Raw genomic sequence first — 26,180 nt, 5'->3', positions numbered from 1 at the left:
CATGTCGAATAGTTCGGATGTTGGCCCCTGCGGGTTGAATCCCACCGGCGGGTTCGCACTGCCCGACGTTGGTGCCCTGGACGCTGCGGCAAAGTCGCTGAGGCAGCACGCCGATGAGTTCCTCTCCGGAGTAGCGACCTCGACGGCGGTATGGCGTGGTTTGTCGTCCTCGTACTCCTCGGACGAGTCCCCCACCGTGCTCGCCGCGTTCGGGACCATCATGCCCTCAGCCCAGCGCGTGCAGGGCACAGCTGTGTCGACCTCTACCGCCTTGGCGACTTTTTCCTCCACATGCCGGGACTTGAAGCTACGCCTCGAGGCCTACGCCCGGAAGGTCCATGCACTAAACGCTGACATCGGCGCCTTTCCGACGTCAGTGGAAAAAGTCAGCGTCGTCAAAGACGAAGTGATCACGACCCGCGTGAATCAGCATTGGTCCGGCGAAGCCGACCTCACCGCCCGGCACGACACGCTCGCCGCCGAAGTCAAAGCCATTCATGACGACTACCTCGCCGCGCAGAACGAGTGCGCAGGCGCGCTGTCGTCTGTCTCCGGAGGTGAAATGTACTACGCCTCACGGCCTACCGGTCCTGACCTGAAATCCGGGAACCCGGTGGACGAGGCCCTCTGGAACGCCGGGACCTTCCTGGGAATAGAACACCCTCAAGAGGAACATCCCTGGGGCAAAGCAACAGTCCCCTACCGCCCGAACGGGACCCTGGGACTTCTGCAGGGGTTCGGTGCCGGAGCCATCGAACTCATCGACGGCGTCTGGTCGCTCACCGTGACGGATAATGACCTCAAAAGACAGCAGGCGCTAGCCGGGCTAGGCGCTACCGTAGGGGCGCTCAGCACACTGGCCATGACACCCTTGTCCCTCTGGGACGAAGAACGCAAGCAACGCGAGGCCCCGGAAGTCCAAAAGGCTTTGGACCTGTTCGGATCCATGGGGCCGGCGTTCATCCATGCCGATGAGGCCGACACGAACGCCAACTGGGCCGCCGGCGCCACAGTGTTCAACCTCGCCGGCATCGCCGCTTCCTACGGTGTCGGTGCGGCCGTAAAATCCGGGGCGTTGGCCAGCAAAGCCGGGTCCCTGGCCGAACGACTCAGCGTCGCCACAGTACACAGGCCACGCCTCGGGAATCTCTCGGCCATGCTCGGCACCACCGCGAATGGCCTCAACACGACCGCAGTGTTCCTGGCCAAACCCGGCTCCCTCACCCTGAAGATCTCTGACATCCTCATGCCAAACACCACCGCCAAAGTCATCAACACCACAGCCCAGGCCCGCCACGCGGCCTGGACCGCGGTAGGCAGTGCAAAAGCGGCAACCCTGGAAACAATCACCACCGCCAAACATGCGGCGGCCAACGAGCTTGAACGCCTCGCCGACGGAATCCGCGCAGCTGAGGCAACCATTTCGGGTCCGTTCATCCCGCACCCCAGTGGCGTCATGGCCCGCACCAGCATCGACACTGGATTCCCCGACAAACTCGACACCACCGCCGCCGGTATCCGCCAGAACAATCCACCAGCCTTCACGCCGCCCAAGGCCTCTCCGAGCGACACGCCGGTACCTCCCGCCGCTGCCACGACCATGGCCGAACGTTTCCCGAAGCCGGACAACGCTACCAACACCGTGGTGTATCGGCACGGCAACAGCGCCTTCCCGGTCCACCCCAAGGAGAACTTCGCAGCGCGTACCACTCTTGAACCAAACACTGAGTACATCATCGAAGGTCGCGGCCTGATGAAAGACAGCGCGGGTGAACTGAAGGAAAACACCGTAGAGAAGTACTACACCGATGACACCGGCACAGTCACTCGCGTAGATACATACGCAGGGGTAAAGGGCGCTTGGTCCCCTGAACTGAACAAACCCATGCCCAACGTCACCTATAACGTAGTCGCCCAGGTTGATGGCGGGTTGCAGAACACGTTCACGCTCAAAATGGACAGTAACGGGCACCTCGAATCAGCCAAGGGCCAGATCGTCTCCACATTGGTCGGCGACATGAACCGTAACGGCTATCAGCAACGCAAAGCAGGCTGGCTTGGCGGCCCCGGCTACGACGGCGGCCACGCAGCACCATCCTTCTTTGGATTCATAGGTGAGCGCGGCGGGCTCTTTCCCCAGCATGCGTGGCAAAATAGAATGTTGGGCACACCAAACGGACCGGAAGAAAGTAATTTCCATGCAGTTGAGATGACGGTCATCGCCGAAGCTAAGCGCCGCCTAGAGGCAGGGAAAGGGATTGATCTGAACTGGGAGGTTTCGTTGGTGCCTGGAAGCAAGCCGACACTGCCCAGTAGCGTGAAGCTCGAACATTGGTTCGGAAACGAAAACCACTCCGTTCACAAGTTTAATAATCTTAACGACTACATAGACGAATGGTGACGAACTAGACATGCTGGACCGGGCAGATTACATCCAAGAGGGCCTTCGCCGGCTTCAGCAGGAGGCCTTGGACTCGGGCATCTTGGGGGAACACCAGGAAGTACGTATTGAAGTGACGATTCGGGGAACATCGTTCTACAGATATCAAACTTTTCCTCAGCCCTCCCCGGGTGGACCCTCTGTACATATCCCCTTCTCTGAAAATGCCCTCGATAGTTGGGCAGAGGAGCTGAAAAGGCGCTCTTACGTACCGGGCGTTGGCACATGGATGAAGGTAGAGATCCAGCTTCATAAGGATGCGCCTGGGCAAGTTAAGTTCCTTGATGACAATGTAACGTCACCGGCTCATCAGTTTGAGGTGGGGCCTAAACCCAAAGAATACATAGTTGAATTAGCGGCCTTTCCTCGCACTCCTGACAGGATTCCGCCGTGGATGTGGGCCATCTTCAAGGAAGCGGAACTGCAACCGCCCATTTACAACCCCGAGTTCAAGGCAGTCGACTGGAAAAACAAGCGGCGGCCCGTGTCAGATCTTGGCACCGATCTTACTGCCGAATCGGTTGTCATCGACACTTCGTTAGAGCCAGGTGTCTTCGCGAAGATCGGCCGTAAGCTTTTTGGTGCTTAAGTACTCTAAACAGTCAGGAGCCCTTGCTTGTGGTAAATCGCATCATTGGAAGATTCAATAGTCTGAAAATAAGAAAATATCGGCCACCTCCCGCAATGTCGTGGGGAAGTTTCAAACCATCAAAATGCCCATCGTTCACACCTAGACAGGTGTTCGAGCCTCCCCCCTGAGACTACGACTACATACGATCTACAACTGCACCCTCTAGTGATGGACGGCCTTGAACGACTCCAAGATGAAGCCTTTGGTCATAACGGCTTTGCGCAAACAATGGACGAAGTTGTCGAAATCGTTGTGAGCCGGCCTTCGTCGCTATACCTCCGGGGGCAGATGGTTTCGGGACCAGTGACTGCTGTGGATTTGAACGACAACATATTCGTAATTGAAGGTCTTCAAAGGCTCGCTGAGGAAGCTTTCAATCCGGAGGGGTTTGCACATGGCATGGACGAAGTAGTTCACGTTTTGGTCAATCAAGGTTCAGGAACCTTCGGGTATGGACACAAGGTTATGGGCGGCAGAGAGATAAACAAGGCTCGTAGTTTTGACGATGACTTTTCTCACGATGCCCTAAACAACTGGCTTCGTGAGTGCAGGGCCCTCTCCTATTTCCCGGGCTCCGGAACGTGGACAACTGCCGAGTTCCACGTCTTTCCGGACAGACCAGGGAGACTGGTCGTCTTCGATGAAGAACACCTACCGCGGATGAAGGATGGCGGATGGTACCCGGGAGGTAAGCCTGCTGGTGCAGCTTCATGGGCCGAGCAACTCTATGCTTATCCGCGGACCGTCGACAACATCCCGGCGTGGATGTGGGACATCTTCCGGGCTGAGGGCTTGGCTCCGCCGATTTATGACCCTGAGTTCAAGTCTGTTGATTGGAAGAATCGTCGTCGACCGGTTACTGACAGAGGAACTAACTTTTCGATTGAGCCAACTGTTATCGATCCCTCGCTAGAGCCTGGTGTCTTCGCCAAAATCAGCAAGAAGCTGTTCGGAGCATAGACGACCGAGACCGGTCAGCGGTGGTAGGCCACTGGAGCCAATCGGAAGTCTTGCCACCTTCCAGGCCCTAGCCAGCCGCCGTCGACCCCTAAGTCCTTTAGACGGCCAGCCGCGGTGCGCGCGTCCCCTATCGCGCGAGCTGAAGGACGCTGTCAAGGGCCACGACGCTAATACCCTGGAGAAGTTCTACACCGACGAAAATGGCACAGTGACCATCGCGAACACCTACGCCGGAGTCAGAGGTGCCTGGTCCCCCGAACTGAACAAACCCATGCCCAACGTCACATACAACGTCGTCGCCCAGGTCGACGGCGGGCTGCAGAACACCTTCACGCTCAAGATGGACAGCAACGGGCACCTCGAATCAGCCAAGGGCCACATCGTCTCCACCCTTGTCGGCGACATCAACCGAAACGGCTATCAGCAACGCAAAGCAGGCTGGCTCGGCGGCCCCGGCTACGACGGCGGACATGCAGCACCGTCCGTCCTGGGATTCATCGGTGAAAGCGCAGGCGCTTTCCCACAGCAAGATCGACGAGGTTCGTTTCGGGAAGGTCGAAGCCGAGATAATCGGAGAAGTGAAACAGCGCCTGTACTCAGGAAAACCCGTAAGTTTGGACTGGGAAATGACCCTCACCCCGAGTCCCAAACCCGGCCTGCCCTCAAAGCTCACTCTGTTCCATGCATTTGACGGAGGGCCGCTTTTGACGGAACGATTCAACAACCTGCCAAAGGTCTGAAGGATCAAAAGATGAGAAGAAGCGTAGTAATCGACACGCCATTCGTTGCTGCCGGATTGGCCCGCCTTCAAGCCGAAGCCTTTTCGGAGGGTGGACCAGGATATGGCGCTCAGGAGGTCGTCAGTACATCTGTCGTACAACAGAGCCTCTCGCGCAGGTGCGAAGACGTACGAATAAATGGGCAGTGGGGCTTTCCAAGCTTTTCTGCCCGCTTCTCGGATGAAGCCATGGACGATTGGCTTCTGGACGTTCGCGAACGGTGTTATAGCCCCGGCGAAGGGACATGGATAACATACCGGGTGCTCCTCTACCCAGATGTCCCCGGTCGACTTGAGGTATTCGACGAAGAACTCCTGACACAAGGACTCTTTGCTTCGTCGGGGTCGCAGAGATCACCTTCTGATGCTGCAACTTGGAAATCAGAGCTCATAGCCTTTCCACGTACGGCAGACAACATCCCGGAGTGGATGTGGGCAACCCTCAGGGCGGAAGACATTGCACCACCGCTATACAATCCGGAACTCCGAACGGTGGACTGGGACAACCGCCGGCGGCCGGTCACTGACAGGGGAACCGATTTCACAGTCGAGCCAACTGTGATTGATCCTTCGCTGGAGCCAGGTGTTTTCGCCAAGATCAGCAAGAAGCTCTTCGGAGCGTAAGACCAACGGGACCGGTCAACGGTGTTCGCCTAACTGAAGGTAGTCAGAACTCTCGTCCGGCCCAACACCCTAGCCAGCCGTCGTCGACCCCCAAGTCCTTCAGACGGCCAGCCGCGGAGCGCGCGTCCCCTATTGCGCGAGATGAAGGACGCGGACGGGGGCCACAACGCCAATACCCTGGTGACCATCGCGAACACCTACGCCGGAGTCAGAGGTGGAAGAACCGGCGCCGTTCTGTCGCTGACCGAGGACCCGACTTTACGATCGAGCCCCACCGTGATCGACCTTTCGCGAGATGAGCACAAGCAGCCGGAGTGGCTTAGGCAGAAACTCCACGAGGGCAGCTCGAACTGAGCCGGCCGGAAGAACCTAGCCGCCCGCGATCTCCCGCAACGTCTGCAAGTGCGCCGCCCACACGTTCCGACCGGTACCCGTCAGGCTGGCCGACGTCCGAGGCATTTTGCCGGCGAAGCTCTTCTTGATCTTCACGAACTCGGCCTTCTCCAGAATTGAGAGCTGCTTGCTTAACACCGAGTCGCTGACCTGAATCGCGTCCCTCAGGTCCTTGAAGTCCAACGACTCAGCCTTCGCGAGCGCAGCCATGATGGAGAAGCGGACCGGCGAGTGGACGAGCTCGTTGAGCTTGTGACGCGGGTGTTCCGCCGGAGTGCTCATGCGCGCAGCTCACGGAAGGCAGCAGCAAGGCCGATGGCGGCCAATGCGATGGCAGCGGGGATGTAGAACCAGACGTTGCCGTCCCGGAAGAAGTAGGCGCCAACCACGAGCGCCACGACGTACAGCGCGAAGTACCCCAGAAGAGACGTCAGGAACCGTTTGGTGAAGCCGACCAAGGTGGACCGTTGGAACATTGGCCAGATGCACGCTGTGATCGCACCCCAGGCCCCTACGGAACAGGCCAACAACGCAGCGCCGTAGCCGGCGACCAGAACGATGTGCATCCCGATCATGAGCAGTGAACCCATAATCGCGAGACTGGTGAACATCACAGCCACTGGCCAGGCAGCTGCATTGGTGGAGGAGGCGCCCAGTGAATCGGCCCGTGCCAGGAGTTCCCGTGCTTCAGCCGGTGACATGTTGCCTGTGTTCTCGTTCATGGTTTCCCCAAAGTTGTGCGGATCAATAACCTCACTCTAAGAAAGCACTTTCCAAGTTGTCAAGTACTTTCCCATGACAGCCTAGTTAGCGCACGCACCATCAGTCCCGGTAAATTTGATTCCAAGAGTTTGACCCTCGGTGAGCAACACCACTCGCGCGCCTCACGAAAGCAGGATCATATGACCGTCTCTCCCCTCATCTGGGGCATCACCATCGTCGTCATTCTGGCGCTCTTGGCCTTTGACTACTTCTTCCACATCCGGAAAGCCCACGTCCCATCGCTGAAGGAAGCGGCCATCTGGTCCTCCATCTATGTGGGACTCGCGATAGTTTTCGGCATCCTGGTCCTGATATTCGGCGGCGGCCAAATGGGGTCCGAGTACTTCGCCGGGTACATCACGGAGAAGGCCCTGTCGGTAGACAACCTGTTCGTGTTCCTGATCATCATGGCGAGCTTCCGGGTGCCGCGTGAGGATCAGCAGAAGGTCCTGCTCTTCGGCATCGTGTTCTCCCTGATCGCCCGCACCGGCTTCATCTTCCTGGGCGCCGCACTCATCAACTCGTTCGCGTGGGTGTTCTACATCTTCGGCCTCATCCTCCTACTGACGGCCGGCAACCTGCTCAAGCCCGGTGACCATGGGGACGGTCAGGCCAACAACTTCATCATCCGGCTCGCCAAGAAGCTCTTCCACACCACGGACAAGTACGACGGCGACAAGCTCTTCACCGTCGTGAACGGCAAGAGGGCCCTGACTCCCATGCTGCTGGTAATGGTGGCCATCGGCGGCACGGACATCCTCTTCGCCCTGGACTCCATCCCGGCAATCTTCGGCCTGACCCAGAACGTCTTCATCGTCTTCACAGCCACCGCATTCTCACTCATGGGCCTGCGCCAGCTGTACTTCCTGATCGACGGACTGCTGGACCGCCTCATTTACCTCTCGTACGGCCTGGCAGCCATCCTCGCGTTCATCGGCGTCAAGCTGATCCTGCACGCCCTGCACGAGAACAACCTGCCGTTCATCAACGACGGTGAGCACGTGAACGTCATCGAAATCACCACGGGCCTTTCGCTGAGCGTCATCATCGGCGTCCTGATCATCACCGTGGTGCTCTCACTGATTAGCCCAGCGGGCAAGGCCCAGACGGCCATCAATAACGCGCGCCGTCACGCCGTCGATTATCTGGACCTCGACTACACCGCCGACGCCAACGAGCGCGAGCGCATCTACCGGGCGTTGACCGCCGAGGAAGCGCAGATTGTCCAGATGCCGCTGAAGTACCGGAACAAGGCCAAGGACGTGGACAGGATCCGCGAGCAGGTGACCGAAGCACACCGCCAGCACGAGGAATTCCTCAACCGCTAGAACCAGCCAGAGCGCTAGAGTCAGGCGCCCAGGAGCACGCTGATCTGATCCCGGATTTCGTCGCCAACCTGGGCGTCTGTCAGTTGGATAGTCGCAGAGGACGCCATGCTGACGAACATGACCGCGGAGACGATCCGAGCAAGTTTTTCCGGATCGCGGGAGACCAGTCGCTCGTCCCGAGTAAGGATCTCGGCAATGGCCGCCTCGGTGCGCATGGTGAGAGACAACGCCTCTGCATGGTGTGGTTCGGCAGGATCGCCAAAGACGATTTCCCTCAAGTAGGTGCGGCCGTTTTCGATCTGAACGCGGTTGCACTCAATGATGGGACGGATGATGGCCATCACGGCGTCGAGAACCGCTACTTCCGCGGCGGCGGCGTCCACCCCCGCCGCGAGCGCTTGAGCGTATTTGGCGTTGTGCACCAACAGCAGTAGCTCCGCTTTGGTTTTCGCGTACAGAAACAAGGTTCCCGATCCGACGTCGGCCTTGTCGGCCACCTGCTGGGTGGTGACCTCATCCACTCCGTACTGGGTGAAAAGTTCTCGTGCGGCCGCGGTGATGCGGTCAAGCTTTTCCTGCTTATTCCGCTCACGTCGGCCGAGTGTCTGGGGCGCAGGCTGCATTTAGCTACCGTATCAGCGGGCTGGCAATTCAGCGGGCCAGGAATTCGAGGGCCACAGGGACGAACCTGTCATGGAACTGGAAGATGCCACCATGCCCGGAGTCGGGGTAGATGACCAACTCGCTGCCGGGAATCCTCCGGTGCATGTCGGCCGAAAGCACTGAGGGCACCATGCGGTCGTTATCGCCGTTGGCAATGAGCGTCGGTTGGGTGATCACGCCAAGATCGGCCGACGGCGACAGTCCCCACTTGCGGATAGCTTTCAGTTGCGCTTGGAATGCGCCGAGCTTGATGGGCACCTCCCGGTTGGTGGTGCGTTCTTTGAGTCGATTAATGAACGCCCTCGCTGCGGGTTTGCCGGCGGCGTTGCGGTTGAAGAATAGGAACTCTTTGGGGTCCTGCCGGGTGAAGGTTCCCCGGAGAACATCGAAATAGGTGGTGGCGATGATCTTCTGGATGCCCTTCCCACCTGCAGGGCCTGTACCAGCCAGGACAAGCTTTCGGACAAGGTTGGGGTGTTTGAGCACCAGCGACTGGGCGATCATGCCACCGAGTGAGAAGCCGAAGAGATCCACTGTCGAATAGCCAAGGCCCTGGATAAAGGCGGCGGCATCATCAGCCATAGCTTCGATGCTGTCCGGCACGGACCCCGTGGAGGCGCCGACGCCGCGGTTACTGAAGGTAATCACGTGGTGCTTCGCTGCGATGGGTTCGATAATGCGCGGATCCCAGTTGTCCATGGTCCCGGCAAGGTGAATCAGGAAGATTACTGGAACTCCGCCCTCGGGCCCCATCTCACGGCATGCGTAGCTGACGCCGTTGGCCAAGACGGTTTTCGCGGGCACCCGCAGATAAGGCTGGTTGTGCTGTTCAGTGGTCATGATTCATCCTGTCGGTGTGGTTGATGGCTAGAGATGGCTGATGACGGTCTTGCCGCGGAAGCCACCCTTTTCCAAAGCAGCTAGGACATCGGCCGTCTGATCGAACGGGACCACCCGTCCCACTACAGGCTTGATGTCTCCGGAATCAATGAGCGCCGCGATCTCCCGCAACTGCTGCCCGTTCGCCTGCATGAAAAGGAACTCGTACGTGACTCCTAGCCGACGGGCTAGGCGGCGGATCCCCGAGCTCAGCAGGGTCATCAAACCCAGCAGTACCGGGTTTCCGCCCAACTGCCGGGCGAAGCCGGCATCCGGCGGCCCTGCGATGCCAATGGCCCGGCCACCCTTCTTCAAGACTTTCAGCGAGCGCTCAAGGTTCTCGCCACCGAGGCTATCCAGGACGAGGTCATAGTCATGGAGAATTTCGGCGAAGTCCTCAGTCCGATAGTCGATCACCACGTCCGCGCCCAGCTCCCGCACAAAGTCCTTGTTCCCGGCGCTGACGGTAGTGGCCACCGTGGCACCCAAGTACTTGGCGAGCTGGATGGCAATGGATCCCACTCCCCCGGCGCCCGCATGGATGAGCACCTTCTGGCCAGGCCGTACGGAACCCCGCTCCACCAACGCTTGCCAAGCGGTCAACGCCACCAGCGGAAGTGACCCGGCCTCTTCCATGCTGACGGTGGCCGGCTTGATGGCCAGGTCTCCCTCGGCCACGGCGATGCGCTCCGCAAACGTGCCAATGCTGTCATTACCGGGGCGCGCAAACACTTCGTCGCCGGGCGTGAAGGACCGCACCTTCGATCCGACCTTGAGGACGACGCCTGCCACATCGTGGCCCAGAACCTGGGGCAGCTTGTACGGGAGGATCTGCTTGAAATCCCCCTGCCTGATCTTCTCGTCCAGCTGGTTCAGGCCTGCTGCTCCCACGTCGACCAAAACGTCATGGTCTCCGAGCACAGGCTCGGGGACGTCCTGCTGCTGAAGGGGTTCCTTGTACTGATTGAGGACGAAGGCTTTCATGGGTTCTCCGTAATTTAATTTCTGACTTAACTCAATTATGAGTGGACTCAGAAACTTAAGCAAGAGCTGACACCAGGATGATTGATCTCAACGCACCAGCACTGTCCCCAGCTCGTCGCAAACGGGCACTACATAATGGTCCAGTGGGACAGCGGAGAAATGACGAGACAGAACAGTGGCGAACGAGAACACGATTGCCCCTGATCCTTGACGCACTCTTGGGATCCGAGGAGGATCCACCCGTCCGGCGGTTAGTCGAAGCACTCGGAGGCGAGCCGGCATCGGTGAAGGAACGCCTGGTGGGCCAACCCGCTTACCAATCGCGCCGGCTGCAGTTCGCATCCGGCGCCGAGGTCATACTGCAGGACGACGCCGTGGTGGCGACAGTGCTGCACGCAGCGCCTACGGACTTCGCAGCGCACGGATTCGACCTTCCAGAGTGGATCCCGGGCCTCAACAGCGGCGCGACCCTTGAGGACCTCAAGAAAGCAATCGATGCTCCCCGTTACCGCACGGGAATGGCCTTCGACATGGACGGCGCCTACGCGGTGCCCAATTTCAAGAACAACCGCGGCTGGAACGATCCTGGCAACCTCCTCAGCATCACCCTTACCGTCGAGGCGCCGGGACGCAGCTGCCGCCCGGAGGACGATAACTGTCCAGTCTGCAGCGACGTGCTCGTCCGCAACAGCGACTCCGACGGCGACCAGAACGGCGCCACTGGAAGTGCCACTGAAGGAAGCGCCGCTGGTATGGACGTGGAACGCACCATCGCAGCGCTATCCTCTGCGGTGTCCGCCGGTCTGATCAAAGAGAGCCTGCACTGGGTCCCCCTTGCTGATCTCCGACCGCTGTATGCATCCGGACTCATGGAAAGGGCAGAGAGCCAACTCACCTGCACCCAGTGCCGGAGGATCATTTGCCTCACCCTGTTCCGCGCTTCCGCACCCACCTTTGTGTATGCGGTCATGGACGAGGCCCGGCGAAGGCCACTGGAAAAGATCCCGCCTGTTGAGCAATGGGGCGACGCTTCGAGGCTGGCGAAGGATCGCAAGGCCATGCACTACGTCGACCACCACCCCAGTGCCTGGTTCCTGGTGGAACAGCAAGGAGAACTCTTCCTCCAAGCCCGGTATTGGCTCAACTCAATGGTGGACTCTGACGTTCTCCTCCGCCTGGAGCCTGACGAGCTCGAAGCCTACCGATCAGGAGGCAAGGACTTCCTCTCAGACCTCGCCCAACGCATCGACAAGAGCCGTCCTCACACGGAGGAATCGCCGTACTTTCACAGGGATCTCTACCGAGGGCCGGACAGTGCGGCGCTCGCAAAGAGTTTCGCAGCCGCGATCGTCAATCACACGTGGATTGCAGAACAGCGACGCCGGCCCTGACGCCGTCGGGACTTAACGACGCCGGTCCTCACCTCACAGCGTTCCAGCAGTTCCGCGGTGCGTACTGGCGTACAGGTCAATCACTTCAGCCCAGGACCACCCGACATCGACGCCGGGCACAGCCTTTTTGGCGCGGGGTTCAGACACCCAGCTGGCCGGCACCATGTGCAGCGCCAGGGACATAGTTCCCGCGTCTTCGGACCCGGCCCAAACGAGTGCGAGCCCTACGGCCTCGGAGTACGTCCAACAATCCACGTGAGTGGCCCCCGCTGAACGGAGGGCCGCCGTGTAAGAGCCGATGCTGTCTGAGCTACGCGTCTCCAGATCCAGAACCCGCCAAGGTCCCGCCCAGTACATCCCGGCAGACTGCATCCTTGACGCAAACACCGCAATCTCACTCGAACTGACGCCAGGGTTGAAGCCGCTGCGCGGATGGCCCCGCCAGGCGAGCGGCAGGATCTTGGCCAGCCCGCGCACCAGAATCGGGTTGTTGGGCGATATCCATCCGTCGCGCTCAGCCTCAAGCACGCCTGCGGGCAAGCCGTCCGGCCCCAGCATCCGGGTTCGTCCTTCGAAGGGCAGCATCGCTCCCGCCGTCAAGGATTCCGGGCCGAAAGCGCCCTCTCCGTCCCTGTGCAGGTCCATGTCAAAGTCCACTGATCGAGCCATTGCTCCTCCTAAACCGCGGGCTTGCGCCACATCACGGCCAGCACCAGCACCACAGCACTGAGGCCAAGCATCACCAGGACCATGATCCCCCAGTTGGCTTGGTTCACTCCCGGGCCGTACAGCACGCCGATCAGCACAGTCGCGGTGATGGCCCCAAGGTAGCGGCACGTCTGGAAAATCCCGGCAGCCACGCCCCGCTCCTCGGGACGGGCCGAAACGTAGAGGCCTTGGTTCGAAGCCGTACTCACAACGCCATAAGGAACACCCATCAAGGCAGTAAGCACGAACACCAGCGGAGCCCACAAACTCATGGTCAGGAACCCCAAAGTGCCGGCCGCAATGGTCAGAATCAACACCCCGGTGATGAGGACTGAACGCACGCCGAACCGCTCAATGAACCTCACGGTCACCGGCGTCACCACAACCGACAACGCCGCTAGGGGCAGCATCAGCAGGCCCACCACACCGGCGTCGTAATTCCCTGCCTCCTGCAGCAACTGCGGAAGGCCGAAGAACGCAAAATAGTAGACGCCGCTGAACACCACAAACAGCAGGTAGACCAGCAACAGTGGTCGATTCCGGCCCAGCAAGCGGAGGTCCAGGAACGGTGGCTGGAAACGCAGCTCACGCCAAGCAAACAGCGCGCCGATAACAGTGGCGGCGCTCAGCAGGTACCAACGGTAACCGGGCAGCACGTTGAGCAGTGCCATCATGGCCAGCATCAGCGAGGTGACGAAAGCCAGGATGCCGGGGATGTCGGAATCACGGATGAGCTGGCCGAGCTTGCCGGTCTCGCGCCCGGCATCTGCGGGCGCTGCCTGGCGGACTACCAACAGAGCCAACAAAGCGATGGGCACGTTGATTGCGAACAGCGCCTGCCACCCCACCAGGCTCACAAGGAGCCCGCCCACTACGGGGCCAATGGCGGCAGCGGACGTATTCGCCATTTGAATCCGGCCCAACGGCCGTGTGGAGGGCAAGTTGGCCAGCCGGCTCAGCTCCGTGACCATCACGACGGCGGACGGGTACGCCGTCGCGGTCCCTACAGCCATGAGCGCACGAGCCACGCAGACCAGAGCGAAGTTGGGCAGGAACGGCGCGATCGCGCACGTCACCGCCACCAAGGCCATGCCGAACATGAACAGCCGCCGGGGACCGAAGCGATCAGCGAGCCGGCCCATGAGCGGTTGGCCCGCCGCGGACGCCAGGTAGAACGAGGTGATTACCCAGGTGACGGTTGCGACGTCGAGCTCGAAATGTTCCCGCAAGACCACCAATGCCACGGCGATCATGGACGAGTTCAACGGGTTCAGCGCCGTCCCGAGGCTCAGCGCAGCAATCGCAAGGCCGGGGCGTGGTTTGTTGGCGGTCACCCGTCTAAGTCTGCTCCATGGTTGCCTTAGGTCACGAAACCGGGCCACAGAGCGGACGCGCGCCTCACTCCTCGAAGTGCGTGGTGATTTTCCCCGATGAGACGGCGGAGATGATGGACTTCGCCAAGTGCCGCAGCTTGATGTTGCGGTTGCTGGACGCGGTGCGGAGGATGGTGAATGCCTCGTCCTGGCTGCAATGGTTCTGCGCCATGATGGCGCCCACCGCAAGGTCGATCACAGTGCGTGACTGCATGGCTGCCGCGAGGTCGTTCCGGGCGTCGCTGAGCTGCGCGATCTTCAGGGCCAGGCGCAACGACTTAGCGGCGTGGGACGCGAAAACTTCGGCCCGCTCTATGTCCTCGGCGCTGAAAGCGTCAGGCTGCTCGGAATACAGGTTCAAGGCTGCACGGGTATCGCCTTCAACCAGAAGGGGGACGCTAAGGATGGATCGCAGGCCTGAATGCGAGGCGGCCTGAACGTACTCCGGCCAGCGGTGTTCCCGAAGAAGGTCCGGGACCATCACCGGAGTGAGCTTGTCCATGGCCGTGAGACAGGGGCCATCAAAGTCATTTTGGAGCTCGTCCATGGCTTTGGCGCGGTCATCGCTGCTGGCCGCGGTGGCCGACTTCTTACGACGCAATACAGTGATGCCACAAAAGACGGGCGCTTCCGGGCGCGAGAGGCTTTCGGCGGAGAAAGCCGCGAGATCGCCGAGAAAAGCTTCGACATCTTCGCTGCCCAGGACGAGATCTAAAAAGTATCCGTTCTGGAGAGCTTCCTGCTCAGGGCGGGGGTTGACCATGCACGTTCCTACTGACTGAAATGCGTCCCCAGCAGACAGCAAAGGAGCGAATATTGCCGCCCTCTGCAAAACGGTCTGGCAATACCTTATCGTCCAACGATCAACGGTACAAAGTGCGGCCCGGCGGTCTTGACCTGCGGATACATGAGTAACGGACAGCCATTTGTCAACCCCGGTAGCGGTTTCGCATGATCGCAGAAGTAAGTAGGCTTACTAATACAAACCGAGATCCGTGATACGGACTATTCGTTCAAAGGAGACATCTCATGGGCGTTGAAGACAGCATCCGCAAGGCCACCGAAAACGCAATGGAAGACCTGGCCGGCACCTCCGATCCCGTTAACGACGGGCATGTGCCCGAGCCTGGCGAGAAGGACGACGACATCCAGGTTCACTCCTCCATCAGCGAGGGCTCCAACGCTATGGACGAGGACATCTCACCGGACAAGCCATCGACGGGCACAGCTAAGGGGTCGGCTACGGACACTGGCCAGAGCCACAGCGACGCAGACACACCCGACGCCGACACCCTCCGCGACGACGAATCGGATGCTGACGTCCCAACCACCTCCGGCGACGTTCCCGGCCCGGCAGGATTGCCCGCGGGAGATCCTGACGATCTGCGCGCAGACCCCTCGGAGGGCGGCGGAGACCCGTCCACGAGCATGGGCCGGGGTTAGAAACCGCTATCTGACTGGCCCAGGGCTGTGCGCGCGATCTAGGCGACCGGTGCCGCCGTCGAGCCCCTCACCACCAGTTCCGTTCCCAGTTCGATCCGCTGCGGCAGCTCCTCGTCACCTTCAAGGTGGCGGAGCAGTGCCCGCATGGCAGTTTCGGCCATCTGAACTACTGGCTGGCGGATGGTGGTGAGGCCGGGCTCGATCCACTCGGCAGCTGGAATGTCATCAAAGCCAATGATGGAGAGGTCCTCCGGAATGCGCAGCCCGGCGGCCCGGGCAGCCCGATACGCACCGAGAGCTTGGGCGTCGTTGCCGGTGAAGATCGCGGTGGGCCGGTTCTTCAGGGCCAGCAAGGCTTCGGTCCCCCGGGCGCCGGACTCGGTGGAGAAATCTCCCGGCACCATGAGCGCGGGATTTGATTCGATTCCGCCCCGCCGCAAAGCAGCCAGATACCCGTCCTCACGGGCACTGCTGCACTGCAGATCCTCACGGCCGCCAATCATGCCGATCCGCGTGTGGCCCAGCTTCAAAAGGTGCTCCGTGGCTGAGAAGGCACCATCCCAGTTGGCTGCCCCAACGGTCATGAGGTCCGGCCCCGGCTGCCCAACGGGGTCGATCAGGATTACAGGAATGCCGAGCGACTTGATGCGCTGGATCTGCTTGGAGTCCAGTTCGTAGACCGCCAGAAGCACGCCGTCGGACTTGCGCTCCGCGAGGTTTGCAAGCCAATGGCGGATCCGCGAACCGTCCAAGGACAGGCTGCTGACCACGGTGCCGTAGCCCGCTTCCTGGGCCACGCGCTCCACGCCCTCGATGATCTCGCACGCCCACTCCGAGCCCATGCCCGGGAACACCAAGTCAATGAGGCCGGCCTTCTTGCTGCGCTTGGCAGGCCTGCGGGCGTAGTCGCGCTTGGCGATGATTTCTTCAACTCTGGCACGGGTGGCCGCAGCGACGTGGGCATGGCCGTTGAGGACCTTGGAAACCGTTGGCACCGAGACGCCCGCCTCCCGCGCGATCTCGCTGATGGTTGCCCGACCCGAATCCTGCTTGGTCACCATGGTCCCTCACCTTCCAGCCGGAATTTACGTCCCGACCATTGCAGTTTCGGAAAGTTCCCACGCCTGGATCCGGCCGCACATGCCGTAGATCCTGCGGGTTTTCCGTTCGCCCATCGTAGTCCTCGCCTCCTGCAAGTAGAAACTTTCCGAGGAACCCAGAGAGTCCAACTGCTGCCCCGTGACCGCCGCCTGTCGCTCAGCTCCCCCGCTGAGGAGATCCCTCCAGCTGACAGTTTTGGCTTGAACCAACCGAGCCGCGGCCGCATGGAAGTCCGCCAGCGCCGGAACCCCCGACTCCAACACCGCAGCCTTCAGCTCCAAATACCCCTCCAACGCAAGATCACGACGACGGCGCGCAGCCGCCTCCGCCGCCGCGTCACCGGCGTCGGCGTCTTTGAACGCCAGCGACGCCGCCCGGGAGTAAGCCCCGACGTCCACCAAATGCTCGGCCGGGAAGGTCAGGACGGCATCACCGTTCTCCGGCAACCCCGCATTCTGCATGACCACGAGCACCCTGAGATCGCCGCTGTCATTGATGGCGCGATGAATGGTGCCGGGCGTAAACCACACAACCGTCCCGGGCACCAGAGGAGTGGAGGTGAAGCCCCGCGAATCCAAGGTCTCCAAACGGCCGCTCCCCTGCTGCACCACATACGCCTCCGTGGACGCCGTATGCATGTGCGGTGACCCTCCGGCGGCACCATCGGATCCCGGCCAGCCGTAAATACTGACCTCGGACACTGCCGTGGCGCCCGGGAAAGATGTGCACATCTCAGACCCAGGCATCCAGCGCGGACTTTGCGGAATCGGCGAGCGCGGTGGCCTGCCCGTCCTCAAGTGCGCCTTCGGCTATGACGACGGCGTACCGATACGTGAGCGGTTCACCCACCTTCAGGGGGACTACTTCGCTGAAGAACGGGGCCGAGCCCAGGCAGGCGAACATGGAGGAGCGGGCGAACCACTGGTTGGAAGCTCCGGGGTTCGCCTGATCCTCGACGAACAGGATGCTGGATTTTCGGCACGTGACGTCGTGCTGGCCGGTGAACGCGATCCAAGGTGAACGGGTGCCCATGAACTCGTCCGCGCCGGTCCCGTTTTCGGATCGGAAACCGCCGCCGGTGAAGGACCTTGGTCCACGCCAGAACAAGCCGCCGTACCCTGCGTTGTCCCGGCCTTCGGTGGTGGGGCTGCCGATGTCGATCTGTGCGCCGGAGACGTTGTCCATGGTGGTTTCGAAGAGGAGTGCCCAGGCGTTTCCGGAGGGAAGGAGTTGGATGGCGAAGCGACGCTGTTCACTGATGAGGCGCTGTTCACTGATAAAACGCTGTTCACTTATGAGGGGTTTGCCTGCCTGCCCGGATTCGGTTGGCTGGGCTGTTGGTTGGGCTGTCCACAGCAGCGTTTCCGTGGCGGTGATGGAGGTGCCGGAGTCTTCGATGCTGCTAAAGCCTTGGTGGTTCATGGCCCCGTTGTTGTCCAGGTTGGCGTAGCCCGTCTCCCGCGTGTACGTGGCGCCGCCCCAGAAGTTGTGCTCACCTACGTTCGGCAATGCCCAGGAAAGACCTTTGTGCCATACGTGGTCCCACGGACGGGAAATGGTGACCTCATCCCCTTCCAGTGTGGTGAGCGGGTGGAAGAAAGGGCGGGGGCTCTCGTACTGGTCATCGCTGGGTAAATACGTATAGGTGGCGATGTCCTGGGTACCCACTGTGAAGGTCAGGGAACGGCCGTCGTCGGAATAGCTGAGGGTTTCGGTCTCTGTGGAAACAAGTGTTACGGTCATCAAGGTTCTCCGTTGAATGAAGGAATCAGGCGGAATGAAGGAATCGGGCGGACTGAAGGAGTCAGGCGCGGGCTGTGGAAGCCAGGACGCGGGTGCCGCGCCCCTCACCGTCCATGCCCTCGTAAAAGGCGTGCCCGGGAACAATGTCTCCCCGGCGCACGGGCTGACCGGTGAAGGCAGAAGCATAAATCGCGGCAGCGAACTCCAGTGTTTGCCTCGCTGAGTCCGCGCCGGCTGGGAGCGGCAGTCCGGCGTCGAGCGCGTCATACATGGCCAGGAACTGGGCGGAGTGTCCGCTTCCCCGCTCCAGAGGCTGACCTGACCAAGCAGAAGAAACGGTGTCCTCGTGTCCGGGCGCGGCAGTGATGGTCCAGTCCTTGGTGCTGTAGCCGTAGAGGTGGCTGAGTTCGATCGTGGCGAATTCGCAGTCGATGCGGATGTCCGAGGTTTCGCGCGGTGAGAGCAGCGAGTTGATCACGGTGGCGGCAGCGCCGTTCTCGAAGCGGACCAACGCGGCGGAGAAGTCCTCGGTGGACGTGGCGCGGGCTTGCCTTGATGCGATGGCGTTGACCTCCTCCCATGGGCCAAGCAGGTGGAGGAGGAGATCGAACTGGTGGATGCCGTGCCCCATGGTGGGTCCCCCGCCCTCCGCCTTCCACGTGCCCCGCCAGGGGAGGTCGAAGTACTCGTCCGGGCGGTACCAGAGGGTGTCGCAGCGGGCAACGAGCGGGCGACCGAAATCGCTGCCGCCAATCAAGCTCTGCGCGGCCGCCGAAGCGTCGCCGAAGCGGTGCTGGAACACGCACGAGAACTGCGCACCGCCCTTGGCCTTAGCGTCGTTGAGTCGGTCGAAGTCGGCCAGGCTAAGGGCCGGCGGCTTCTCGGACAGGACGTGTGCGCCCGCTTCGAGGCACTCGATCGCTTGGTCAATGTGCATCATGGGCGGGGTGCAGAGGTGCACGATGTCGGGCTTGGACTCAGCCAGCAACTCCGTAAGGGTCTGGTAACGGCCTACTATTTCGTGCTGGTCGGCAAAGGCTTGGAGGCGCGCGTCGTCCACGTCGCACGCCGCCACAAGCTCGGCCCGATCATCTGTGCGGGCCAGGTTGGATGCGTGCACTGCCGCTATCCCGCCCGTGCCCACAATGGCCACTCTGTACGTCTGCATGAGAGTCTCTCCGTCAGGATATGAGGTGAATAAAATCCGAAAGTTTCTAAAACTGCTGGGTAGCTTTCCACTGCTCGAATACAGGCAGCTCGCTGCTATTCCTCAACGCTAGGGAGCACTCTTGAGCTAAGTCAAGGAATTCTGACTATGGAAAGTAATGAGAAGTTTCTGATAGTTTCTAAAAATCATCTTCAGAATCAAGGAGAAGCCTGTGAGCACCGGCGCCGCCGATCAGCAAGCACCTGCCCGCATACCCACATTGGACGTCGTCGAGCACCTCATCCGTGAGATGACCCTTGAGGAGAAGCTCGCGCAACTGGTGGGAGTATGGGTCAACGCTTCCACTGACGGCGATTCCGTGGCCCCGCTGCAAAGCCAGATGGCCGGCGACACGCGCTCCTGGGATGACATCATCGCCAACGGCCTGGGGCAGATCACCCGCATGTACGGCACCGTTCCCGTGGAACCCGCCGAGGGCGCTCGCCGCCTGGCCGCCGCGCAGGAACAGATCATGGCCGCGTCCCGCTTCGGGATACCGGCGCAGGTTCACGAGGAATGCCTGGCAGGTCTGGCCGCGTGGAAGGCTACGGCTTTCCCCGTACCACTCGCTTGGGGCGCCACGTTCAACCCTGCGTTGGTGCGGGAAATGGCATCCAGGATCGGGGCCAGCATGCGGTCCCTGGGCGTCCACCAAGGCCTGGCTCCCGTACTGGACGTTGTACGTGATCTCCGCTGGGGCCGAGTGGAGGAAACCATCGGCGAAGACCCTTACTTGGTAGGGACGGTGGCCACTGCCTATGTGCAAGGCTTGGAATCCACGGGGATTGTGGCAACTCTCAAGCACTTTGTGGGCTACTCGGCATCCCAAGCCGGACGCAACCACGCGCCCGTCTCCATGGGCCCTCGCGAACTTGCCGACGTCATGCTGCCGCCGTTTGAAATGGCGATCCGCCACGGAGGTCCGCGTTCGGTGATGCACGCATATACCGACGTCGACGGCGTACCGGCCGCCGCGAACCGCGCCCTTCTGACCGGGCTGCTTCGTGAGGACTGGGGCTTCGCCGGGACAGTGGTGGCCGACTACTTCGGCGTTGCTTTCCTGGACATCACGCACGGAGTAGCCGCTGACTCCGGTGACGCTGCAGTGCTGGCCTTGAGTGCCGGCGTCGACGTTGAACTGCCTACTGTGAACTGTTTCGGTGAGCCGCTGCTGCGGCGTATCCGCGACGGCGTGCTGGATGAATCCGTGGTTGATCAGGCCCTGCGCCGGGTGCTGACGCAGAAGGCCGAGCTTGGTTTGTTGTCATCGGAGTTCTCTGCCGTTCCGCCGGTGTTGCCTGGACCGGCTGACTCCGATGCCATTGAGCTGGATCCGGCCGAGAACCGGGCGTTGGCGCGGGAAATGGCCGCTCAGTCCCTGGTGTTGTTGAGCAACAGGGAGTTCCGAGGTGCTCCGGCGTTGCCCCTCACTCTGGATGCTTCGTCCGGTTCTTTGGGCGTGGTGGGGCCGTTGGCTGAGGACCCTTTCGCGATGCTTGGCTGTTACTCCTTCGACGCCCACGTTGGCGCGTCGCATCCGGAGGTGCCCATGGGTATTTCGGTACCGTCCGTGGCAGCTGTTGCTTCTGCACGTTTTGGGCCCGTGCTCACCTCCGTCACCGGCAACTGCGAAGCGGCCACCGAAGAGCAGATCGCCGAAGCCTGCCACGTGGCATCCTCCGCAGACACGTGCGCGGTGGTGGTTGGCGACAATGCCGGGCTGTTTGGCCGCGGCACCTCTGGCGAAGGGAACGACGCCGCCGACCTCCGCCTTCCGGGCGATCAGCACCGGATGCTGGACCGGGTTCTCGCTGCCTGCGAGGCTTCCGGGACACGCGCTGTGGTGGTGGTTCTCAGCGGACGACCCTATGCCCTGGGCGACTTTGTTGACCGGGCCCACGCGATCGTCCAGGGGTTCTTCCCGGGCGAAGAAGGCGGCGAGGCACTCTGGGACGTGCTCACCGGCGTCGTCAATCCCTCCGGGAAGCTGCCCGTATCAGTGCCGCGCTCCCCAGGCGGCCAGCCCGGCACATACCTTCATTCCAAGCTTGCAGGACCCAGCGGAGTCAGCGCGCTGGACCCGTCCCCGCTGTTCGGTTTCGGGCATGGACTGACCTTCACCTCGTTTGAGTTGACCGGTCATCAATGCAGCGCGCCCACAATGTCGACGTCGGACTCGGTGCTTGTGAGTTGCACGGTGACGAATACTGGTTCGCGTGATGGCGCCGAGGTTGTGCAGCTGTACCTCGAGGATCCGGTGGGCGAGGTGGTCCGTCCGGTCCGCGAGTTGATCGGCTACGCCCGCGTCGAGCTGGAAGCCGGCGCGTTCGCCGTCGTGGATTTCGTGGTTCACGCGGACCGCACGTCCTTCACGGGGCTGGACCTCCAGCGTGTGGTGACGCCCGGGCTGGTGAAACTGCATGTTTCCACGTCCAGCACGTCCGATGCTGCTTCGCATGAGGTGATCCTTGATGGGCCGCGTCGCGTGGTGGGCTTCGAGCGTGAAATGTTGACACCGGTGAGCGTGCGGCAGGGATAGTGTGCCGCCATCACCTACTTTGGATTTCGGGACGCCCTAACTCAGCCGAAACTGGTTGATTCGCGGGCTTTGCGAGTTCAAAGAGGGTGAGGAAGGTACCGCCCTGCTACGGGTAGGCTTCGGGGATGCTCCCCCGCCCAACTGCCCGGCTGCGCTTCCGCGAGATGACAATGGCTGATCTCGATCTGATGAGCTCCATGCTGGGTGACCCCGACGTCATGACGTACTACCCGGCGCCCAAATCACGGGATGAGTCAGCGGCCTGGATCAAGTGGAACCAAGACAACTACGCCCGCCACGGATACGGGTTGTGGATCGTTGAAACGCACGACGGCGGGTTCGTGGGCGACTGCGGGTTGACGTGGCAACAGGTTAACGGGCAGTCAGAACTCGAAGTGGGCTACCACGTTCGCCGGGACGCGCAGGGACTGGGTTACGCAACAGAGGCAGCGTTGGCTTGCCGGAATTTCGCGCGGGATGTCCTTGGAGTGCCACTCCTCGTTGCCATCATTCACCCGGAGAACATGGCTTCCCGCCGGGTTGCTGAGCGGCTCGGAATGCGGCACCTTGGGGACGATCTGGGCGGATCCGTGGCGCGGACCGTGATGGGCGTTGAGTTCAGCTAGCTGGAGTCCGGTATGGTGTGCCGCCATCACCTACTTTGATCCTCGGAGGGCCCAAATTCAGCCGATGTTGGTTGTTTATGGGTCTTATTGGTTCAAAGAGGGTGAGGAACGCACAGGCCGGAAGGCCGCGAGTAAGGGCGCCGCTACCAGGCGAGGTCTGCCGCTCCCAGTGAAATGAAGCGTGGCGATGTACGGTCTTCGGAATCAAGCAGCTCCCTCAACTCACGGGCCGCGACCCGCGGATCCTTGGACGCGTCGGCCTGGCCCATTCCTGTGGCCAATTTGCCCGGGTGAACCGCCCAGCATCGCACCCGGCCCGAGAGGTCTTGAGCGAGGGAAATAGTCAACATATTCTGTGCAGCCTTGGAGATTTTGTAAGCGTAGCTCGTGGAGAGATCCGAGTAGTCACCGCGGGCCTGCGCCGTCACAGAGCCCAAGCGCGACGTGACATTGATGACCGCTGGGGCTGGCGCAGCCAGCAACTGAGGCAAGAGGGCCTGCACCAGACGCAGGGGTCCAGCGACATTGACGTCAACGGCGTTCAGAACGCCCGCTGCTGCGATGCCGCCCAATTTGGCGTGCGGAGCTCCCTGGGCGGCATTGTTAATGAGCACATCAACGGGCCGGTTGCCGATGGCTGACATCAGCTCGGCGGTTGGCTCATACCGGACGTCGTGAGTGGCTGCCATGACGTGCTGCCGGTCGACCGACGTCGTCGGTGTTCTTGTGAGTGCGACAACTGCCCAACCGGCGTCGGAGAATTCATCCACCAGAGACTTTCCCAGTCCGCGGCCGGCACCCGTGATAACGGCGAGCCTTCTCCTCGGCGTCAAACGGATCGGACGTCCGACTCGGGGTCCTTGCGGGAATCCAGCATGCTGATGATCTTGTTCTCGAGCGCGGCAACGGTGGCCTCGGGCAGGACGATCAGGCCATCGAGTTCCTTGCGGGCACGCTTGTACGCCGTTTGACGTTCGGCGGGGGTGGCCGCGGTGTCCTCGGCGATGCGCAGGAGCTTCCTTGCAGTCGCCAGGCGTTGCCGTTCCGGGCCGGAGAAGTTGCCGTCCTTGATGCGCCTGGCTTCGCGTTCGGCAACATCGAAAGCCAATTCGTAGCTGTGGACGGCTGCCCGATACTCAGCCAGCCTGGCCGGCGTCGAGATCTCCTCAGGAGTGGCGGGACGTAAGCCGTCGGCCTCTTTCTTGGCCCGCAGGAACGCGACTGTGAGCGGTTCGCGCACGTCCGTCATGAGCGGAAAATCGATGAGGTTACCTACGTCCAGCTCGTATTCCAGCCACCGGTGATTCACGGAATCGTGCGCTGCGACGAGCGAGACTACTTCGGCTTGGTTGGCTTCCTCGTGCACGGCCAGCTGGTTCCGCAACTTCAGCAACTCCACCTTGCGGCGGTGTCGTTCTTCGCTGGCCTTGGACCACGACCTTGCCCAGCCACCAGCCATGCCGCCGATAGGGAAAATAAGCCACCAGTAATGGCCAAGGAAGTCGAAGAGGGGTTCCACTGCTCCATCCTCCCACGCTTGGACCGGGTCTCAACAGGACTGGCCGTTGGGTCTAGTTCGTGATGTTGAGGGGCTTCATGGGCTTCGCGCAGGAGGCCATCTCCAGCTCGGCCTCGTCTGGACGGGCCCGGTTGTTCTTACCCGTGTCGTCACACCAGTCGACTCCCTCCGGCGCGGCATAAACGGCCACCTCACCCGCTGCCGTTTGCAGGGGAACCTCTGTGGTGAAGGCGAAGCCGCCCTTGTCAGACATGGGCGCCGTGGTGTTGAGCACGTCAGCTCCGGTGGCGTCGGTGAACACAATGCGGACCTGAGTGTTGCCGCCATAACGGGGATTGCACGTGGCATCCAGGGCCGAAACCGTTACCACTCCCCCAAGCTTTGCGGACGAAGGGGTCACGCTATATTCGGGGGGCATGCACGGCAGTGAACCCAGAGAAGGGCTACACCCCGCAGCGCTAATCGTGAGGAACACTGCCAGCACTACGGCAAGAATCCACGACTCCACCCTGCGGCGCTTGGTATGAGCTGCTTTGGCCATTCCTTCATTGTGGCACCGCCGTCGTACCTTCCCGCTACGATTCCCGTATGGACCAGCGACTGCATTTCCTCACGTTCGCCACAAAGGATCTGGACGCCGCGCGCGCCTTCTATAAGGACGGGCTCGGCTGGGATCCGGCCATGGACGTTCCCGGTGAAATCCTCTTCTTCCAGATTGCGCCGGGGCTGATGCTCGGCCTGTTCGACGCCGAAAAGTTCGATCAGGACCTCGGGGCCACTGCTCCGACGCCGGGGATCAGCGGAGTGACGCTCTCCCACAACGTCGGCAGCTCGGCGGAAGTCTCCAGCACCATCGACGCCCTGACCGCGGCCGGGGCGACTGTGCTGAAACCCGCCCAGGCCGGCGCTTTCGGCGGCATCTTCCACGGCCATGTCAAGGACCCGAACGGCATCGTTTGGGAGATCGCACACAATCCCGGTTGGCGGATTGACGACGACGGAACGGTGGTTTTCGGATGAGCGCCACACCGCCGACGTTCGCTGAGGATGTCATCAACCAGGATGCACGGGCCCAGTTCGATGCTTTCCTGGACGAGCACCGCAGGGCGCTCAACGAGTGCTTGGATGGACTCACGGAAGAGCAAGCGCGCCGCTCGCTGGTACCTTCCCGTACAACACTTCTGGGCCTGGTGAAGCACGCGACCTTCGTGGAAAAGGTCTGGTTCGACGAAGCCATCACGTCCCGTCCCCGCAGCGAGATCGGCATTCCGGCCACACCCGACGAGTCGTTCATCCTGAACGACGCGGACACCATTGCCAGCATCCAGGCGGCTCACCGGGAGGCGTGCGAAGCTTCCAGGCGTGCCGCGGCTCCTCTTGGGCTTGATGACCTTGTGTTGGGAAACCGCCGCGGCCCGCTCCCCCTACGGTGGGTGTACCTGCACATGCTGCGTGAGCTCGCACAGCACTGCGGGCACGCCGATATTTTGCGGGAGCAGATCACCCGGTAGCCGGGCACCCTAAAAATGTCGGACCCCCCTGACATGATGTTTTTATGGAAGATACAGGGCAGCTAACAGCACCCAGGGCGGAACTGTCCCCCGCTGTGGCTGCCCTGACCGCTGTCCGGTCACGACGCTTCTTGAGTACGCCGGACTTGCTTAGGGCCGGGTTTAAGGATTCGACGGCGCCCGTCACCATCACCGGCGCATTTCACGGCGTCGGGCTGGTCAGCAGCCTGGCTAGGACCGCCCGGGCTTCATCGCTCACGGGCCCCGCCTTGGCCGACGTTTCGGCCCAAAGTACAGGATCGAACCCTAAACCACAGCTGAATCCCCAGACCGGCCCTGGCTCCAAGTCTGCTCAGCCAGTCCAATGTTTTGACACTCAGTGTCCTGAACCCGTTGCGGTTTCGGGATCGGAGCTGACTGGACTTCTTGAAGACGCCGCTGCACTTCTGGACTCCGCACGCTTGTCCGCAACCGGTGGGGTGCGGTTGTTGGGGTTTGTTGAGGCTGCTGATTTCGCGGGCCGGGTTGAGGAGATCTCGCGGAGCGTGGAGTATTTGCAGGTCGTTGCGGCGCAGGC

General features: G+C 61.3%; 28 protein-coding genes and 1 pseudogene. 14 read left to right on the top strand and 15 right to left on the bottom strand.

Translation table 11 applies throughout. The annotated features are described in order from the left end of the window. The first annotated feature begins 1 nt into the window (after position 1). The 6 genes from J7I86_RS22585 (at position 2) to J7I86_RS01190 (ending at position 5,787) form a co-directional block, all read left to right on the top strand. Positions 2-2,401 (top strand): hypothetical protein, encoded by a 2,400-nt coding sequence (locus tag J7I86_RS22585; RefSeq protein WP_286179157.1) that lies wholly within the window; start codon positions 2-4, stop codon positions 2,399-2,401. Between the two features lie 10 nt (positions 2,402-2,411). Beyond that, the gene (locus J7I86_RS01210; protein WP_214814974.1) at positions 2,412-3,029 is read left to right on the top strand and encodes a hypothetical protein; all 618 of its coding nucleotides are present in this window, start codon (positions 2,412-2,414) and stop codon (positions 3,027-3,029) included. Positions 3,030-3,239: 210 nt separating this feature from the next. Beyond that, a complete protein-coding gene (locus J7I86_RS22580; RefSeq protein ID WP_286179156.1) occupies positions 3,240-4,031 on the top strand; it encodes a hypothetical protein in 792 nt (263 codons plus the stop codon). A gap of 208 nt (positions 4,032-4,239) precedes the next feature. Continuing rightward, positions 4,240-4,722, top strand: a complete 483-nt coding sequence (locus tag J7I86_RS01200; RefSeq protein WP_286179155.1) for a hypothetical protein — start codon at positions 4,240-4,242, stop codon at positions 4,720-4,722. A gap of 60 nt (positions 4,723-4,782) precedes the next feature. Next, on the top strand, positions 4,783-5,433 hold the full coding sequence (locus J7I86_RS01195; protein ID WP_214814973.1) for a hypothetical protein: 651 nt from the start codon (positions 4,783-4,785) through the stop codon (positions 5,431-5,433). A 141-nt stretch (positions 5,434-5,574) separates the two neighbouring features. Then, positions 5,575-5,787, top strand: coding sequence for a hypothetical protein (locus tag J7I86_RS01190; RefSeq protein ID WP_214814972.1), 213 nt, complete (start codon positions 5,575-5,577; stop codon positions 5,785-5,787). A 15-nt stretch (positions 5,788-5,802) separates the two neighbouring features. On the opposite strand, the gene J7I86_RS01185 is transcribed toward J7I86_RS01190, so the two are convergent. Both J7I86_RS01185 and J7I86_RS01180 read right to left on the bottom strand, forming a co-directional pair. After that, positions 5,803-6,108, bottom strand: a complete 306-nt coding sequence (locus tag J7I86_RS01185; protein ID WP_105694115.1) for a transcriptional regulator — start codon at positions 6,106-6,108, stop codon at positions 5,803-5,805. Further along, positions 6,105-6,548: a hypothetical protein gene (locus J7I86_RS01180; RefSeq protein ID WP_214814971.1), complete on the bottom strand. Its 444-nt coding sequence runs from the start codon at positions 6,546-6,548 to the stop codon at positions 6,105-6,107. Before J7I86_RS01180 ends, J7I86_RS01185 begins: the two co-directional genes overlap by 4 nt. 180 nt (positions 6,549-6,728) lie before the next feature. Here J7I86_RS01180 and J7I86_RS01175 point away from each other — a divergent pair, with 180 nt between their 5' ends. After that, on the top strand, positions 6,729-7,916 hold the full coding sequence (locus J7I86_RS01175) for a TerC family protein (protein ID WP_214814970.1): 1,188 nt from the start codon (positions 6,729-6,731) through the stop codon (positions 7,914-7,916). Positions 7,917-7,936: 20 nt separating this feature from the next. Here J7I86_RS01175 and J7I86_RS01170 read toward each other — a convergent pair whose 3' ends face one another. From J7I86_RS01170 to J7I86_RS01160, 3 genes are read right to left on the bottom strand one after another with little or no spacing between them, the layout of a single operon-like run. Continuing rightward, on the bottom strand, positions 7,937-8,539 hold the full coding sequence (locus tag J7I86_RS01170; protein WP_214814969.1) for a TetR/AcrR family transcriptional regulator: 603 nt from the start codon (positions 8,537-8,539) through the stop codon (positions 7,937-7,939). A gap of 28 nt (positions 8,540-8,567) precedes the next feature. Further along, entirely contained in the window at positions 8,568-9,419 is an 852-nt protein-coding gene (locus tag J7I86_RS01165; RefSeq protein ID WP_214814968.1) for an alpha/beta fold hydrolase, read from the bottom strand. Positions 9,420-9,446: 27 nt separating this feature from the next. Next, on the bottom strand, positions 9,447-10,442 hold the full coding sequence (locus J7I86_RS01160) for an NADP-dependent oxidoreductase (protein WP_214814967.1): 996 nt from the start codon (positions 10,440-10,442) through the stop codon (positions 9,447-9,449). Positions 10,443-10,741: 299 nt separating this feature from the next. Between J7I86_RS01160 and J7I86_RS01155 the strand changes: the two genes are divergently transcribed. Then, positions 10,742-11,833 (top strand): hypothetical protein, encoded by a 1,092-nt coding sequence (locus J7I86_RS01155; RefSeq protein WP_214814966.1) that lies wholly within the window; start codon positions 10,742-10,744, stop codon positions 11,831-11,833. Positions 11,834-11,866: 33 nt separating this feature from the next. Here J7I86_RS01155 and J7I86_RS01150 read toward each other — a convergent pair whose 3' ends face one another. From J7I86_RS01150 to J7I86_RS01140, 3 genes are all read right to left on the bottom strand, one after another. Next, complete coding sequence (locus tag J7I86_RS01150) at positions 11,867-12,502, bottom strand: hypothetical protein (RefSeq protein WP_286179154.1); 636 nt, start codon at positions 12,500-12,502, stop codon at positions 11,867-11,869. Between the two features lie 8 nt (positions 12,503-12,510). Next, positions 12,511-13,875 (bottom strand): MFS transporter, encoded by a 1,365-nt coding sequence (locus J7I86_RS01145; protein WP_214814965.1) that lies wholly within the window; start codon positions 13,873-13,875, stop codon positions 12,511-12,513. A gap of 64 nt (positions 13,876-13,939) precedes the next feature. Then, positions 13,940-14,677 carry a GAF and ANTAR domain-containing protein gene (locus tag J7I86_RS01140; protein ID WP_214814964.1) on the bottom strand — a complete coding sequence of 246 codons (738 nt, stop codon included), beginning with the start codon at positions 14,675-14,677 and terminating at the stop codon, positions 13,940-13,942. Between the two features lie 266 nt (positions 14,678-14,943). Between J7I86_RS01140 and J7I86_RS22575 the strand changes: the two genes are divergently transcribed. After that, positions 14,944-15,357 (top strand): hypothetical protein, encoded by a 414-nt coding sequence (locus J7I86_RS22575; RefSeq protein WP_286179153.1) that lies wholly within the window; start codon positions 14,944-14,946, stop codon positions 15,355-15,357. 38 nt (positions 15,358-15,395) lie between these two features. Here the strand turns inward: J7I86_RS22575 and J7I86_RS01130 are convergent, their stop codons facing one another. From J7I86_RS01130 to J7I86_RS01115, 4 genes are all read right to left on the bottom strand, one after another. After that, the gene (locus J7I86_RS01130; RefSeq protein WP_214814963.1) at positions 15,396-16,418 is read right to left on the bottom strand and encodes a LacI family DNA-binding transcriptional regulator; all 1,023 of its coding nucleotides are present in this window, start codon (positions 16,416-16,418) and stop codon (positions 15,396-15,398) included. A 24-nt stretch (positions 16,419-16,442) separates the two neighbouring features. Continuing rightward, positions 16,443-17,189 (bottom strand): cupin domain-containing protein, encoded by a 747-nt coding sequence (locus J7I86_RS01125; RefSeq protein WP_214814962.1) that lies wholly within the window; start codon positions 17,187-17,189, stop codon positions 16,443-16,445. A 1-nt stretch (position 17,190) separates the two neighbouring features. Next, positions 17,191-18,201 (bottom strand): PmoA family protein, encoded by a 1,011-nt coding sequence (locus J7I86_RS01120; RefSeq protein WP_214814961.1) that lies wholly within the window; start codon positions 18,199-18,201, stop codon positions 17,191-17,193. A 61-nt stretch (positions 18,202-18,262) separates the two neighbouring features. Next, positions 18,263-19,369, bottom strand: a complete 1,107-nt coding sequence (locus J7I86_RS01115) for a Gfo/Idh/MocA family protein (protein WP_214814960.1) — start codon at positions 19,367-19,369, stop codon at positions 18,263-18,265. Between the two features lie 211 nt (positions 19,370-19,580). On the opposite strand from J7I86_RS01115, the gene J7I86_RS01110 reads away from it, so the two are divergent. Both J7I86_RS01110 and J7I86_RS01105 read left to right on the top strand, forming a co-directional pair. After that, a complete protein-coding gene (locus J7I86_RS01110; protein ID WP_214814959.1) occupies positions 19,581-21,947 on the top strand; it encodes a glycoside hydrolase family 3 N-terminal domain-containing protein in 2,367 nt (788 codons plus the stop codon). A 125-nt stretch (positions 21,948-22,072) separates the two neighbouring features. Continuing rightward, a complete protein-coding gene (locus J7I86_RS01105) occupies positions 22,073-22,573 on the top strand; it encodes a GNAT family N-acetyltransferase (protein ID WP_214814958.1) in 501 nt (166 codons plus the stop codon). 143 nt (positions 22,574-22,716) lie between these two features. Here the strand turns inward: J7I86_RS01105 and J7I86_RS01100 are convergent, their stop codons facing one another. From J7I86_RS01100 to J7I86_RS01090, 3 genes are read right to left on the bottom strand one after another with little or no spacing between them, the layout of a single operon-like run. After that, positions 22,717-23,406, bottom strand: coding sequence for an SDR family NAD(P)-dependent oxidoreductase (locus tag J7I86_RS01100; RefSeq protein WP_214814957.1), 690 nt, complete (start codon positions 23,404-23,406; stop codon positions 22,717-22,719). Continuing rightward, positions 23,403-24,092 (bottom strand): hypothetical protein, encoded by a 690-nt coding sequence (locus J7I86_RS01095; protein WP_214814956.1) that lies wholly within the window; start codon positions 24,090-24,092, stop codon positions 23,403-23,405. Before J7I86_RS01095 ends, J7I86_RS01100 begins: the two co-directional genes overlap by 4 nt. A gap of 52 nt (positions 24,093-24,144) precedes the next feature. Then, positions 24,145-24,633, bottom strand: coding sequence for a hypothetical protein (locus J7I86_RS01090; protein WP_286179152.1), 489 nt, complete (start codon positions 24,631-24,633; stop codon positions 24,145-24,147). Between the two features lie 47 nt (positions 24,634-24,680). Between J7I86_RS01090 and J7I86_RS01085 the strand changes: the two genes are divergently transcribed. The 3 genes and pseudogenes from J7I86_RS01085 to J7I86_RS01075 form a co-directional block, all read left to right on the top strand. Next, on the top strand, positions 24,681-25,112 hold the full coding sequence (locus J7I86_RS01085; protein ID WP_214814955.1) for a VOC family protein: 432 nt from the start codon (positions 24,681-24,683) through the stop codon (positions 25,110-25,112). Continuing rightward, positions 25,109-25,603, top strand: coding sequence for a DinB family protein (locus J7I86_RS01080; protein WP_214814954.1), 495 nt, complete (start codon positions 25,109-25,111; stop codon positions 25,601-25,603). Before J7I86_RS01085 ends, J7I86_RS01080 begins: the two co-directional genes overlap by 4 nt. Before the next feature lie 44 nt (positions 25,604-25,647). After that, positions 25,648-26,180: pseudogene (locus J7I86_RS01075) on the top strand (hypothetical protein); the annotation flags it as partial.

The organism is Arthrobacter sp. ISL-95, from assembly GCF_018613695.1.
Lineage (GTDB): Bacteria > Actinomycetota > Actinomycetes > Actinomycetales > Micrococcaceae > Arthrobacter.
The sequence above is the reverse complement of the archived record's forward strand: the minus strand, read 5'-3'. Positions and strand labels throughout refer to the sequence as shown.